Annotated in this window: 6 protein-coding genes; 1 reads left to right on the top strand and 5 read right to left on the bottom strand. The window is 48.0% G+C overall.

The features are described 5' to 3' along the window. Nucleotides 1–35: 35 nt before the first annotated feature. The 5 genes from F463_RS0106740 to epsA all read right to left on the bottom strand — a co-directional run bounded on the left by F463_RS0106740 (nt 36) and on the right by epsA (nt 15,271). Entirely contained in the window at nt 36–10,046 is a 10,011-nt protein-coding gene (locus F463_RS0106740; RefSeq protein WP_018986301.1) for a filamentous haemagglutinin family protein, read from the bottom strand. Nucleotides 10,047–10,086: 40 nt separating this feature from the next. Beyond that, complete coding sequence (locus tag F463_RS0106735; protein ID WP_018986300.1) at nt 10,087–11,733, bottom strand: ShlB/FhaC/HecB family hemolysin secretion/activation protein; 1,647 nt, start codon at nt 11,731–11,733, stop codon at nt 10,087–10,089. Nucleotides 11,734–11,895: 162 nt separating this feature from the next. After that, nucleotides 11,896–13,392 (bottom strand): hypothetical protein, encoded by a 1,497-nt coding sequence (locus F463_RS0106730; protein ID WP_026295386.1) that lies wholly within the window; start codon nt 13,390–13,392, stop codon nt 11,896–11,898. 57 nt (nt 13,393–13,449) lie between these two features. Continuing rightward, nucleotides 13,450–14,172 carry a PEP-CTERM sorting domain-containing protein gene (locus F463_RS14165; RefSeq protein ID WP_018986298.1) on the bottom strand — a complete coding sequence of 241 codons (723 nt, stop codon included), beginning with the start codon at nt 14,170–14,172 and terminating at the stop codon, nt 13,450–13,452. 265 nt (nt 14,173–14,437) lie between these two features. Next, the gene (gene epsA, locus F463_RS0106720) at nt 14,438–15,271 is read right to left on the bottom strand and encodes an XrtB/PEP-CTERM-associated transcriptional regulator EpsA (protein WP_245545157.1); all 834 of its coding nucleotides are present in this window, start codon (nt 15,269–15,271) and stop codon (nt 14,438–14,440) included. A gap of 176 nt (nt 15,272–15,447) precedes the next feature. On the opposite strand from epsA, the gene F463_RS0106715 reads away from it, so the two are divergent. Then, nucleotides 15,448–16,209 (top strand): lytic transglycosylase domain-containing protein, encoded by a 762-nt coding sequence (locus tag F463_RS0106715; protein ID WP_018986296.1) that lies wholly within the window; start codon nt 15,448–15,450, stop codon nt 16,207–16,209. Nucleotide 16,210: the final 1 nt, after the last annotated feature.

Raw genomic sequence — 16,210 nt, 5'->3', positions numbered from 1 at the left:
CCACCATGCGGTGGGCTTTTTCGTAAACATAATATTTAGCGGGACGATTCTTGCCCGATACCAATGACATCTACAGAAATAATTGAAGGTAATTTTGGCTTAGCCATGTCGTTATTAACCGCTGCATTGGCCACATTTTGCGCAACCGCTTGTGCAGCAGCATTGACAGCATCAGGTGAAACGCCTGCGGTGACACCAGCCATGGTCGCAGTTGCCGCAACAGGGACACCACTAGAAACGCCCTGAACCTGAATATTGCCCGCATTCAGTACCACAGGGGCCACAATCGTCAAATCACCTGCTTCAATCCCTGCCTCGCCAGCATCGACGACCGGCGCAGTGAGCGTTACCTTGCCTGCTCTAGGCACGTCTTCAGGCCTACCTTCATTAGGCCCATCAGGGTCATAAGTTTGAGCACGGATACCACTGCCTGCAGCGACACCTCTCACTTCAACCACCGTGTTACCAAATACATCGGTTTGCACAATACGTTCTGGCACAGAGGTCGCCGTTTTCGAACCTCTACCCGCATCAATCGTGCCGTTTGTTGACCAAATGGCAATATCACTGCCAAACTGGGTAATCACTTTAGATTGATTGACTGAGAAATCACCATCTGAGATACCGCGAATCGCCCCGCCTTTTTCGGTGATAATACCGATATCCCCACCTCGCCCTGGTACACCCACGTTAATCAGGCCACCTGGCGTGACCAAATCAATACTACCGCCACTGTTAGTGGAGACTTTGGTGTTAAACAACAAAATATCCCCCGCTTGCTTGGTTGGGTACAAGGTAGCCAATGCGTTATTACCTCGGTCATGATTGCGCGCTTTTGCAAAATCATTTGCAGAGTTGATCAGCTCTGTGGTCAGGTGACGATTCACGAAGACAGTTTTAACCGCATCTGACTGCGCATTAAACTGGGTATAAGCTTCGTCCGACGTCAGATTCTGATCACCCGTTAACTGTCGCATAAAACTGACTAAATACTCTGCAGTTTGCGCTTTGTATTCAGCCAAGCGTTGCGAATTACTGCGTATCGTTTCCGGACCCGAGCCACCTGGCGCAATGTACGTGTCAATATAATTTTGTAAGCGTAAGTTATCTCCAACTCCAGCAAGCATCGTAATTGACGCTCCATTGCTTGGGAGAGCGGTGTTTGCATTAAATGCGCTTGTAAACTCATACACTGGGTTACTGGTCCCTGTGTTGCCTGTTGCCTGTATACTCGTGACAAGTGGGTAGATTAAGTCTATATTTCTGCCCGCTTGTACCAGCAACTCACCCGGCCCTCCAATCACCACATTTTGTGTATTGACATCACGTCCAGCAAGTAACACGCTCACATCGCTAGTACGGTTATTTTGTAAACCGATATTTAAACGCGTAATGTCCTGACCGGCGACCAAATGACTTTCTTTAGCTAACATCAACAAACCTGGCTCCGTATCATCATTACTTCTGATGTTACCGGTGGCAGCCACAACACGAGCAGGCGTTGTACTGTTCGCATGAAGCGGGCTACTTGCATGCAAGTTGAAAAAGCTGAGTAAAATGAGGTCATCAAGCAACTGGGTCGAACGCGTCGGAGTATTAATATTGAAAATACCCGTTGGATTGGCATCAGACATTAACAATTTCCCGATCCTGACGTCATTATTTGCCAACAGTTGCAAATTACCCAGCGATGACGGCGATAAATAGGCCTGCCCCACTGTCACATTGCCAACATAGGTAGTCATGTCCAAGCTGGCCGGATTCAAACTCAATCCGCCGTTCACTCCACTACGAAGACCGCTAGAGGCATCAAGAAGCGTGTTGACATTAGCGGCGTAATTGACGTCACCTCCTAGAGACGTCATGCGGACCGCAGCACTTTGCCCATAAGTGCTAAAATAGCTGTTATGGATCGTACTATCATTATTAGGTGCATTGGTGATGGATTGAGGCAATAAGGTTGGATTCACAGTGGCTTCAATGCGCAGATCTTTGCCAGCGGAAACATCAAATTGTCCATTCATCATCGCCAGTACGGTGCCGTAGTTTTTACCCTCTTCTGCGGAGATGCTGCCACCCGCTTTAATGGTGCCGGTTCCTTGCCCGATAAAATAAATACCACTAAAGATATCGCCTTGTGCAGTCACCGTTAAATCACCACCACCATTAACGACATTGTTTCCAGTGGCGCCTGTGCCAAAGTTATCGAAGCGTGCTGTGGTCGGAATAGAAACAGAAAAGTTAGCGATATTTCTGCCGGCATTGACCCTGACATTACCACCGCCCAGTGCTGCCAAACTTTGTCTAAATTGGTCGGTACGTATCCACCAAGATGTGTCTTTCAGTTGATTATTACCGCCTTGGCGGAACAACCATTGATTAATCGCTTGTCGGCTATCGTCTTCTGCCCCAAAGATATTCCCTTTGCTATCGATTCGAATATCACCACCATTATCAAGATAAGTGGGCCGCTGGCTTGTAATTGGGTCAGTAAAACCAGTTAAATCAGCTGCTTTTTCTCCGGCGGTATAAATGACAGAGGTCGCCGTGGCCAAATTCAAATCACCACCGGTCGCAATATCAATGCTACCTGTACCCGTGCGTATCAATTCATTATTGGCTAAGATCAGGTTACCAGACAGGCTCTTACCATCTGCATCCAATGTCGCTGCCACAGTCTCCATCACATTGGCGGCATCGGTATCAGCCCCAGAAATCAGACGATAACTCCAAGAGTCACCCGTACCCAATGCGGCGCTGCTTGCTGCCGTTTCAAAACCATCACTGATTGAGCCATTCACATTCAGGTTGTTGGTGGCACGCAAGGTCAGGATTCCTGGCTCATCGCCCGCACGTGAGGTGGTATACAAATTCCAATCGGCGGCAACCGTGAGATTGTTATTGGAACGAATCTCTTGCCCGGCGCGTAAATGAAAGCGACTATCGTTTGACATGCCCAAACTGGCTAATATGTTGTCCTTGTTCGCCATAAAGTTATTGACATCGTTGGCAAGTGTCGTAAAGCCCAATGTCGCCCCAGTACCAGTACCTGTTGTAATGGTCGAAACATTGTTGTAAATCCTAAATGCGTCTAATACGATGCTCTGCGCGCCGCTAATGCTGCTGTCAAGGCTATTGACCGCGACACCATTCCCTGAACCGCCACCCGTACGCGGTGCGCGCAAGTGAACCTCGCCCCCATCACCGCCGATACCACCTGCCACCTCAATGCGCGAACCTTGATTTAGATTGAGTGCACCGCTAGCTGTTGCCAGGGTCACTTTACCGCCTTCAACACCGGCAGTGGATGAATTGGCCCGCAGCAATGAACCAGATTCAAGCGTCACATCGTCGCGTGCATACAGTGCAATGCTGCCAGACTTTGTAGTGCTGGCATCAATCGTGCCAGTTACAGTGATTGCTCCTTGATCAGCGGAAACTAGCACTTGTTTGGCGGTCAGTGCTTGTGCACCGGTGCCATCAATGTTGACATCCCCGTTGCGTACCCGATAACTGCGACTCTGGCTAAAACCAGTCGCCTGCTGGTCAATCGCAACCAGTGAAGGCATGGTGCCGACATCGACTGCCAGTATGCCACCTTTGCCACTACCTTGAGCTTGACCATTCAGTTGACCCTGTAATTGTAGATTGCCCGATGTCGCCGACAATGTCACTTGTCCGGCGTTGGCACTGCCTTGTGCACCAACATTCACCAATGCACCTTGATCGATAATAATGTTGCCACCACTATTCAATTGCACTTTACCAGCATCGACATCGCTGGCTTTATTGGCAAAGTTTTTAGTCGTTGATGATGCTGAAACAATCGCTTGGCTACCTAACTCTAACTGGCTGGTACCTTGCAAATTAACTTGCCCGGCCAATGCTTCAATCCGGCTATTCACCAAAAGCTGATCGGCCTGTAACGTGAGTCTCCCGCCAATATTGCTATTCGTCGGCAGGTTGCTGACTGTCTTTTGTGTTGAGGTTAATGCCCCCGTGCTTGCAACGGCATAGTTGGCAGAACTTTCAGTATTAATTCTGCCTACATTCAGTGTGGTCTGATTTACCTGCAGGTCCAACGCACCACGCTCTGCTACCGTGAGTGTATTAGCATCCACGTACACGCTATCAAACCCACCGATGGTGTTCCTGTCAGCACTGGCAACCATGCTAGTGCTATCCAGCACAGCCGACAGGTCGCCCTGCAGCCTGACCGTTTCAGCATTAATCTGTAAACGGCGACCAGACGGGTCAGATGGAGAGTTATAGTTGGCATCTACAGTATTTTTAAGGGCGAAAGATTTAGCATTGATGGTCACCGCTGCGTTGGCTGGCGCAGCAGTCTCCCCATCAGCCAAATGTCCCGCAATGCCTGCGGCATTCACTGTCAGATTAAGGCGGTTGTTACCAAAATCTACACTGCCATAAGTATCAATCGTGCTGTAGCTATTTAGGGTTAGACGAGAAACATCACCTAACTGTGCCAGCGTCTGGTTGCTCACCACCAAGCCATTTTGGCTGGCTGGCACATCACCAATCAGGATACGGTTTGAACCCAAGGTCACATTGGCATTCTCACCAAGTGCAATGTTTCCGGCAAAGCTGACATTTTGACTACCATCGATCACCAGGGAGTTGCCAGCACTGAGTTGTGTGTTAGCTGCAATATCCAACACCCCGGAAGTCGCATTTACAGAACTGCCTGTACGGGTATATTCCAACTGACTGAGCGAAGACATACCGAGGAAGGCGCCATCACCCGTCGTATTCAAATTGACTGCTTTTGGCTGAGAAGCTGAATTGCCAGTATTAATCACCGCACCAGTTAACAAGCTGACATTATTATTGGCAGTTGCCAAAAACTCTAGCGTACTCAAAGCATGACTGGCATCGTTTTCAATACTCACGCTGCTGGCCTGCGTAGTGACATTCGTCACATTATTAGCGACATTTCGTGTGCCACCCAGCAATATACTATCCGCATTTAAGGCATTCAGTTTGCTGGCCTCTAACTGCAAGCTGGATGGGTCGGTGTTATCACGCTGATTCACCACTCGAATCGCATTGGCACTAATATCCACCACCAAGCCATCAGCACCGCTGACTTTACGCGCTTGTACACTGGCATCCAGATTCAGTTGCTGCGCCAGCAAAGTGAGTTTACCTGCGTCATCGGTATTTTTAATATCAACGCCGTTGGTTTTAAGCGGGTTTGCAAAAAAACTGCTGGCATTGGTCACCACATATTGCGAGGGTGCTTTTGAAACCGTGCCTGCAGCAGGGCGTAACACGCTACCATCAATGACCCTAAAGCTAGACCAGTTAGCATCTCTGGCACCGGTGTTTAAATCGGCAAAATAGCCAGACGTTAAAGCACTGCCATCTTGTAAGCTAGCGGTTTGGCCGCGCGCCAATGCAACATCAGTTTTCTGCACAATAAAGGCACCGGGTACCAAGGCATATCGGGCAGGCATCAAGGTATAAGTGCCTGAAGGAATCCCTTTCACACCAGTGATATAAATGGTCTGACCTGTCCCGACCCCAGCAGAGCTACCCTCATACAAACGATCATTCGCAGCAAATTCGGTTTGCATACTTGGAATCAAAGCGTAGGTATTCGATTGCGCCAAAATATCTTGAGTGCCACCAACCCCACCACTAATCCATTCGTAGGCAAATAATTCACCGCCGCCCGACAAGTCCATGACGGCACCCTGTTGTAAATCTGCGTTCGGTGCAGAAATCGCAATTTCTTTTTCAATCGGCTTTTGCGATACACCTGCATTGGGGTTAAAAGTCTGACCAGAAGAAATCGTCTCGCCATATGGGATATTTTGCCCGCTGCCGGATACGGATGTCAGACTGCCTGCCGCCAATGTGACTTGATCAGCGGCATTTAATTTAATCTGGCCAAAGGGGGCTTTCAATACACCCGCTTGCACAATACGATCTGCCGTCAATGATAACGTGCCGCCCCCAGACAATACATTAGTCGGCGCAACACCATTAGATTGAACTGTGATCAGACTATTTGGCCCCTGCGCTTCAAAACTAAGCTTAGCCCCTGAATTCGGATAAATTTGGCGCGCATGTAATTGCAATTCGCCTGCGACGCTAAGGCCAGCAGGGTCGGCAACCGTACTTGACAGCACGGCGGTTTTCTCACCTTGCCCATGGATATCTTTGTTCGCAGACAGGATAGTTTTATTTGTCCCTGTGACCGCCACCAAGCCATCAATATAAATTTGATTGGCACTTAAACTCAATTGTCCGCTACTACTTGAGAATACACTTGGATCTATAGTTGTTGTTCGGCTGAACAACTGCAAGTGCCCACTGTTTATTTTGGCATGCCCGTTATCAAGCACACTCAACACTGGGCTATTCAGTCTTAAGTTCCCGGCAATGGTTAGATCTAAATCGGACGCAAAATTAATCCGATTATTTGGATTGGTCGGATCATTAATATAGCTTGCCAGGGTGACATGATCAAAACCGCCCTCCTCTATCTGTTGCGCCGAGATTTGGGCATTTTGCAAGCGACCTTGGCTAGAGCTAGCGGGCAAGTTAATATCTTTTAGAGCGTCACCCGCTTGCAGACCACCAGTCAATACTTGTTGATTATTGGTAACTAAGAAGCGACCACTTTGGTTGGGATACGGATCAATAAAATCAAAAGGCACCGACTGATAAAACAAGCCTAAACTGCCCCCGCGCCCCGTACCATTGGCTTGACCACGCAAGGTGCCATCCACTAACAGACTACCAACACCATAGATATCAATACTGCCCGCATCACCGTAAAGCGTCTCCAAAACAAAACCACGATTGGTGCGTGTATGTGTTTGCGTTTGGCTTCCAGAGACATCCAGAACAGCACCTTGTTTAATAACCACAGCGCCTTTGATGTTATCGTCAGTATTAATCGTAATACTGCCGGCATTAACCACTTTGTTGTTGAGTTTTCCCGCACGAGAATCCGGCATGGTGATGGTGGTACCGGCGACATTTAACTGCGCGTTTTCACCAATAAACACCATCTGGCTTGCATCTTCAGGCAAAGTGGTGTCGTCATCAGCAATACTCAGCGCAATTTGCCCCCCATGCGCGGTAATATCCCCCAATACATTCACTTGCTTACCCGCCGACAATGCGACGCTGCCACCGATATCGGTTTTAATGTGTGCTTTTTCGTGCAAGGTGAGCGTGCCTAAATCATCAGCGACTCGATAAGTATCAAAGGTAAATGAAACAGGTGCACGGGTAGCATCGGGCAGTGTTGTTAACCTTGCCACATCAAAAATACTGTCACGACTTGCAGTGCTCTGAAAACCAGAGCGCATCATTAAATTTTGAGCCACCCCGTATATGGTGCTGGGATTCGTTTGACCTGCTGCACCGATATCAATATCAAATGCACTCAGCCGGTAGCTAGAAAAACCACCTTTGCTAAAAAAGACATTATCAATACTAAAGTCGAGCGGACCATTTGGTGCGTTATCTGCCCCGATATAAAGATGAGTTTTTTCGCCCTCACTAAATCGAATATTGAGTGAGCCACCACGGTCAAAACCATATGCTGACAAATTCAGTGTTGGCGATAACCCTTGATCAGTGGTTTGTAAGCTGATATTACCTGCCTTACCTAAATGCAATACTCCCGCGTTATCGACATACGCTCCAGCACTGGCGTCTATTTTCACGCCTCCCCCGGTCACCAAACGGCCAATGGTGATATTACCGGCATTTGCTGCGGTTTCTTTCGTGAGCGCCCCCTGCACCCCAGCCCTATCGTTGACAAACGTCCCCGCCGTGGTCACCGTCACGTTATCGGCAATGCGGGTTAAGTTTGCATTCATGGCAACGTTTGCGCCTTGTGCAGTGATGTTTTGATTAATTTGCGTCAGGGTATCGCCCGCTCGCCCCAAAGTCAGTGCACCATTGGCGTCTAGTTGAATGGCAGTATTGACATTGAGGTTTTTCACATTTGAAAAATCAATGCGATTAAAGCCTTGCCGCAGAAATTGTGTGCCGATACTTGATATGAAGCTATCACCGCCGTTCAGCACATCGCCAAAAGCAAAATTGGAGGCTAAGTTATTGGCGTTGTTCACCCAGTTTAAATTGAGAGCACTGGCAATTAAGCTCGCGCCTTTGGGCGCGGTATTGGCAAGCAATTGCTGCGTACTGACTTTGGTATTACCTATTAAATCCCCATCCACCACCAACTTTTGTACAAAGCCATTCTCAATGGGTGAGACAAAGCTCACGGTACCGGCATTCGCCCCTTCAAAATATGTTGGGACGGCATTATTGATATTGCCCTGGCTATATGTGGTTGAACTGCCCCATTTACGGTCTACCACAGTTGTCGTATCAGCAACCCGTTCATAAGCCACACCGGGCTTAGCTTCAGAAATAGCGACTAACTGGCCATTAAACTCAAGAATGGACTCCTTTACGGTGCCAGCTGAATAAGTGGTTGAACCACCGGAAACGTCAATCTTGGCGCCTTTTTCAACAATAATTTCATTCGCATTTGACAGCGTGACTTTACCGGCATTGGTCATTTTTTCAGCAACTGTCGCCAAGCGGGTGGAGTCTATGTAAGGCTTCAAATCAAACAGATCTGTGCCTTTACGCGCATCCACAAAAATGGTTTTTCCAAATAACGCTGACCCACGTAAAATCGGATTATCTTTAAGCGCGTCGGAGTTAAGCTGTACAGTCAGCTGGTTACGTGACATCGGGGCAAGGGCATCCACACCCGAAACATCAATGCTGGCATTTTCACCAAGATGAATACGCTGCGCGATTGGGCTATTTAACAAGGCTGAAGCATTCACGTTTGTGGTGGCCGTCACGTTGCCACCTTTGGCACTGATGGCACCATCAATATTGATCAAGCTCGCTTCTAAATTAATGCTGGATGTCTTGAAAGGCAAAGAAGCAAGCACTTCTTCTTTATCATTCAGCTCTGGGGTGACCTCGGTCACACTGTCCTTGCCGAGCGTGATCAAACCATTACGTCGTTGCGTGACTTGACCATTCAACACGGTGACATCTTCTTGTGCAATCAGATGAATCGAGCCATTAGCACGCACTGAAGTGGACGCTGAGAGCTTGCCGCCTTGATTCACCGCCAGTCCCATCATGGTGATATTGCCACGTGCCGCAATAATTTCGCCCAGATTCGTGGCTGTGCCACCAGACGACACCTCCACTAGCATACCCGCAGGATCCTGGCTACTTTTAAGATAAATGGTCTTGCCCGCGGCCAAAATGGTTTGGCCATCCGGGGTTTTAATAATGGCGTTTTTCTCAACATTAACGTTGGGCGCAAACAGCAAGACTTTACCGCCTTTAGCCGCATTAATTTGCGCACCACTCTCTACCCGCACTTCAGCAGTGTTAATTTTGTTGGCCTGCTCAGGGGTTAAATTGATGGTATCTACCAATTGAAAAGCGCTGGTATACCCAGCTTCATTGACAAACCCAGATTTGAATAACTCATCCGTAATATTGAGCGTGCCCGCATACAACGAGCCGACGTTAAAAACAGCGTCTTTGCCGATGATTACACCGTTGGCATTGAGAAAATAAATATTTCCTGCCGCATTCACGTTACCATTGAGTACACTGGGGTCGACACTGTGTACACGATTCAGCATGGACCACCCGGCTTGCATATCGACGTTGAACGATTGGCCGCGGTCAAGATTCAACTTGTTATAGTTGACAATCGCCTGTGGCACCAGCTGCTGAAAGCTGATGTGATTGGCGCTGGAGCTGGTAATCTGGGTGGCATTATTAATCACGCCCTGCGCGTTGATGGCATCACGGATCTCAATCCCGGAGGGCAGTTCTGCAAATGCATTCATCACTGCCCACGGTAGGGGCGAGAAGGATAAAGCCAGCCAAATAGAAGCCGCGCGGCGCGCACGCGATTTTCCATCACCTGCACGTGAAGAAGCAATTTCTGCAACAGCCACCATGGCATGATGCACACGACTAAACACTAACTGATAAATACCTTTATTCATCGTCACTCTCCCACTTCAACGCGCTCAAATCTGACGCACACTACCACTCGTAACCTACCCTGAAGTGCAGACGATAATCGCCGCTGTCTACTTCGGGTGCATCATTAAAAGCTTTTGCGTAATCCACATAGGCAAAAGCACCTGAATGCGTTTTTAATCTGGCACCAAAACCAGCGGAATAGAGCTCATAGCTGGGCTCCAAACCTGCAGCATTGCGAATTTTTACGTAACCACCGTCAATAAAAGTAAACGCATACAGTTCTTTTATGAACTCTGCAAAGCGGTACTCTTTGAAATATTTATTGATAGAGGGTGTACGTAATTCAACAGAACCAGAAAACCCACTATCGCCTAATCGACTAGACTCAAGATAACCACGCACAGAATCCAGCCCACCAGCAGTGAATTGCTCGGTGGAGATAAGTGGTTGACTGGCAAGCTGCCAGGCCAGTTTGCCTTGAACAGCCCAACCTGAGGGATGCGTATACAACTGTTTCACATCACTCCGTATAAAAATATAGTTTGCTCCGGCGCCATCGCGCTTGGCATCAAACTCTTTTGAGGTATTCCCCAGTAACCGAGGGGCCATATTCAGCACCAAAGAGGCTTGAGTTTGGCCCAAGCTGCTTTGTGCAGTGGCGTCGTAGCCTAATGAGGTTGCAAAATAGGAAATAGGCGTATTGATATTGGTATCTGCGCCTTGCAAGGTAAGGGATTCTTTAAATATTTTGTAATCAGCGCCAAGGGTTAGGCTATGGTAATACCCTTCCAGCAATGGTAGGGGGTGAATATAACGTGCGCCCGCAATGTAGCCGTTACCCACGACATTGATATCACCCACAGCAGCAATATTACTGTCAGAAACGACGGCATAAGCAGCAAAGTAATCGCCATTTAAACGTGGGATGATATAAGTGCCAGAAAATACTTTCACCTCGCTGGTATCTTCAGGTGATACCTGAACATTCACACCCAAACTATGATCTTTTTGCCAGAGGTTTTCATAACGCAACCCGGCATTTAAGCGCAACTTTGTGGTGTTAGGTGCATACCGATCATTCAGCTCCAAATTACCATGCAATGGCAATTTGTCCTGGACTTTTAAATCGACTTCCACTTTACCCGGCGTCTGACCTGGGCGTAGCACAGGATTGACCTGACGGTTTTGATTGCGGTTTAAGGTCGCTAACTCTTTTTGCGCTGTGGGGAAATGTGGCACTTTTCCCTCTGCAAACTCACCCGCGCGTGCTTTAATTTCAGTATGGGTGTTGTATTGGCTATCTACTACTTTTAGCCGCTCTACAGCCCCCTCAGTCACCAGCAACTTTACAAGGCCAGCGTTCACCTCTTGCTGCGGTATAGACACTGAAACAGTTAAATAGCCCGCATCCTGATAGGCTTTTTCCAGGGCAGAACGCGCCTGCTCAACATCTTCAATCGTTTTTTGCTCGCCCATAAACGGGTAGACTGTTTTTTCGATGGCAGCATTGGTGAATACGGAATTGCCATCCACCTGAAATTCAAATACATCAAAGGTGAGAACCTCTGGCGTTGCTGAAGGAGCAGCGGCGGTCTTGATATGGTCTGTTTGAGACTCAACATTTTCGGCCAATGAAGGTAAAGCATAGCCTGCACTCAACAGTGCAGCCAAAGCAAAACAATAATGGGGCAGGATAGACAGATGCAAAACAAACTCGTTAGAAAATCAATAGAGCCTGCATTTTCTTAAAGTTTTGTTTCAAGCTCATGAAACGGACTAGTCCGTTACACGCGACAAACAATAAAAAACGCACCCCTTGTGGGGGTGCGTTGTATTCACACAACCTCGGTAAAGGCTGTAAAAAATCAATTACTCAAACAACACCGCTGGTGCGCAGTTTTTGCCAAACTTGGTTAATACAGCACGTGTCACACCGGCCTCGCAAGAAGTGTTGCCACCATCTGCCGTTAAAGCAATACCGCGTGGCAACAAGGCACACTGTGCAGCTGCTGGATTTTTCAACGCAGTTGCCAAGGTTGGAACAATGGTGCGAGCAAAGCTATTAGCTGCACCAAACACTGGATTGCTTGAAACAAATGTTTTCAACTCCATTGCAAATGGGTATTTACCTGAGGCCATGGCCACGCGCGCGTTAGTGGTATCGCCATCTTCAGGATGCACGCCATCAATTTTGATAAAACGATAACCGGCGTTGGCAGCACTTTCAACGCGATAATCATTCTCCAAAGACAACACACCAATAGCGAATCGATTGTTAGTAGTCGCAGTGGTGATATTGCCTTTGACGTTGCCTGAACCTGAGTTCAGCACAACCTGATAAGCACCAGAGGTGGTTGCGGCAGGGATCAATTGACTTGCATTACCCAAACATGGATTGCCCATAAAGAAAGCATTGGAACTAGCTTGTGTACCAGAGGTATCCACACGACGTTGCACAATCACAGCTTCTTCACCTGTATTATCCGCGCCAAAAATCGGCGCCCAGGACTCTGCTGCACTCACAGCACCACCATCTTGCAAAATAGTTGTGATTTGCGCCTTGGTCAAAGAAGGAGCGTTGGCAACATCAAAACCGGATGTTTCTGTGATGCCTTGCACCTCTTGCAGTTTACGGTACAAAGGCACACTGACCGCTACCCCAAACCCTTGCAGCAAACCGGCGTTTGCTTCAGTGCCTTTACCTGCCAGGCTACCACCACCAATGCTGGCTGGGAACAAGGCTGCTTCTACGTCAGAAAAACCACCCACTGGCAATTGTGGCGCGTTGGCGTCAGCAGCCACTGCCGCAGCGTTAGCTGCATTCGTTGCTGGAGTAGGGCCTGTGGCAGGCAGGTTGCTGCCTACTTGCTTACATTGCTTATAAACAGTGGCATTGTTGCGTGTGTCTGTCGCATCAGTGTAGCTAGTGGTTGTTGATGCGCAACCATTGGCAGTGTTTAATGCAGTACCTGCATAACGAATACGTGCCAACTTGGCATTAATCGTGTGTGGGGTGTAGGCGTTGAGCGAACCACCATCTAAGGTCACATACAATACAGAAGGCGTGTTACCACGGGTACATGCGTACGCGACATAGTTACCCAATGAACCCGGCACATTAGATGTAGGATTGCCATTAGCGTCTGTAGCGGCAATTGTCGTATAAATGGATTTAGCTTGAGCCTGATTACAGCCGCGGCTCCAAGCCTCGTAAATGGTTTTGGTTGGTGCAGTTGCGCCAGAAATCCAAGCTTGCTGTAATGTACCAGCGCTGCGTGCAGCTTCGATTTGTGCGGGTGTCAAAGCATTAGCCAGCAAACTAAATGACATGCCGGCGATTGCAAATGCAATATGTTTCAGTTTCATAATCGTTCCCTTAAAAATAAGTTGATGTTCATTGGGGATATGCATCCCCAACGCGCATTATTTGGCGGCCTTACGACGGCGAACCACAGCACCCATCAAACCCAGGCCAGCCATAAACATGGCATAGCTCTCTGCCTCTGGTACAGCACTGATACTCAGCACACCAGCACGTGTAAAGTTCACAGTGATCGGATTATTGTTATCAGCAAAGATATAATTGTCGGTGGCATTGTTTGATCTGTTGGTGTACTGAATCAAACCCATGGCCTCACCCACTTCTCTGATTGTGGTCGCACCATTGCCAGCAGCTTTGTCTGCACTGTAGTAATCAGCCATATTGTTGTTAGCAAGCGCTAGATCGATGGCTGAATTAGATGTGACCAATTGCGTACGGCTCATCGTGACAACTGACTGATCTTCGCGTAAGTCATAACTGATGATCATGCCACGGCTGCCTGCTGAGGTTTGCGTACCCAGGTTATCACCAGCATACAAAGCGTAAAACAAATTGCTGCTTGCAGTTGACATAAAGCTTTGAAATGCTGAGTCAGCTGACAAGTCAAAAGTAAATGGCAACGTGAAGCTTGCTGCTGCACCTTGACCAATGGTGTTAAAAGTACTGTAAGTCAACCCAGTTTCAAAAGACACTGCAGTGCTGGTGTCACGATCAATCAAGGTCAACCAAAAACTACCGTCACCTGAAGCTGTCGTTGCTGCACCTGCGAATGAAGACACAGATAACGCCAAAGCTGCTACTAAAGCTTTATATTGAAATTTCATAAACTTCTCCTTAAAAATTTTTAAAACTGCTGAAAGAACAAACCATCAAGATGGCGATTTAAAACACAACACACGAATATTGTCAGGCCAGCATGTCATACATGTGATTTGCAGTTAGTCCACATGGACTAGCTGAAACAAAATGCACTTGCCAGCCGATCAAACTTGAAAGAGTTTAAGGAGGGGAGATGACATTCTTTAAAACATGACTAGTCCTATCGGACTATGTTTGCATGAAATTCTTGTGAGTTTCATGCTTGAAAATTTACTGGCTTCTATGAATCAGGCCTAGTTTCAAAGCCTTGCTGGCGGCCTGGCTGCGATTTTCTACATCCAGCTTGCGCAGGATATTCTGCACATGGTTTTTAATGGTGAGCGGGCTGACCTGCATGATGCCCCCGATTTCCCAATTGGTTTTACCTGCCTGCAGCCATTCCAGCACTTCAAGTTCACGCTTACTTAAGGGTTTGATACGACCATTGCGCGCAGGCGTAGACAGCACAGAAGGACTTTTATTTGCAGTCACTTTCACAATGGCACAGTGAAGGTGTGGCATTAAAAGCTCTAACAGATGAGCCGTTTGGGCATTCGCTGGTGAACTCAAGCGCCCGAACATCACCATGGTTGCAATGCGGCTATGCTCATTGCCAAAGCCATGTACCACAAACCGTTTGAGCTCAGAAGCCAGCATGCGATCTGCCTCTACATGCTCAACAGCATACTGACTGTATTGCTGGGATAACGTGTCTGTATGATAAAACACTGGCATGCCCAGTTGGCTCCAGCGCGTGAAGGCTTCATGAACAAGGCCATCTTCTTCACTCAGCACCTGGTCAAACTGGGTATCACCAAAGTAGCGGCTGGAGGTCAGATATTCATAATCGTAGCTAGCGCGCTCCAAACCACGCACGCCGATCACGACGACCTCGTGAGCAAGTAAACACTGAAACCCGCGTTGTAACCAGTTAAAGAAGTGAGAGCGATGCTGCAAGCGCAACGATTCTTCAATCACTTCCATAAATACTGCACGCTGCTCTTCATTCAGCGCCAACGCCCATTGGTCGCTGACCTGATCTATCCCTGTCATTGTGGTATCCATGTGTACGACACATTTATCATTTAATGTGCAGCAAGTTTGCGCATGATTTGTGACAGAAAAATGATTGCGGCATGTCAGTTCATTGATGAATTCATGACATCGGACTAAAAAGAGAACTATGCTGGCAAGACGTTGTTTTACAATGATTTTTCTTTACATCGGCTTACGTTTTGAGCATGGTAAAGCTGCGACAGACCGACAAACAGCGGCTGAAATGCATCAGTCCGGCTGTCTTGGCGTTGTCACATGCGCATGCCAGAATCCTCCCCATCATGTTTTCAACTTGCCCTAGACTTAACCAAAGCCTATTCGCTGCTTGCTGGCTTAGCCTGATTCTGGTTTGCCAGCAAAATATTGCTCATGCAGGCGTGACTGATGAACATGAGATACTTGCCGGAAACATCGTGCTGGATAATACAGACGCATCTGAAATTGTGATTAGCAATACAGACACAGAAGCCATACCAACAGAGGAATTAACGACAGCAAACCATACCAAGCCAGTTCGCTGGCAGTCTGGCAAGCTGCCTTACCAGTCAGAGGTGCAGGCAGCGGCAGAAGTAACACAGCTGGAGCCGGCGCTGATTCATGCCGTGATTGCTACCGAATCCGGCTACAATCCCAGAGCCGTTTCACGTAAGGGCGCTTTTGGTCTGATGCAGGTAATGCCAGCCACGGCCAAGACGATGACGACAGTGCCTGTGAGGCAATGGTCCGTCCCTCAGCAGATACTATGGGGCTCACGTTATTTAAAGCGCATGGTAGACATGTTTGAAGGCGATGTGACGTTGGCGCTGGCAGCCTATAATGCTGGCCCGGCAGCAGTGAAAGCACATCAACACAGCATTCCCCCTTTTACCGAAACCCGGCAATATGTACCCAGGGTGCTGGGGTATTATCAAAGCTTTAAAGCTCGCTCACCCCAAGTCAACCACTAAC

It is taken from the genome of Methylophilus methylotrophus DSM 46235 = ATCC 53528 (assembly GCF_000378225.1).
GTDB classification, from domain to species: domain Bacteria; phylum Pseudomonadota; class Gammaproteobacteria; order Burkholderiales; family Methylophilaceae; genus Methylophilus; species Methylophilus methylotrophus.
The sequence above is the reverse complement of the archived record's forward strand: the minus strand, read 5'-3'. Positions and strand labels throughout refer to the sequence as shown.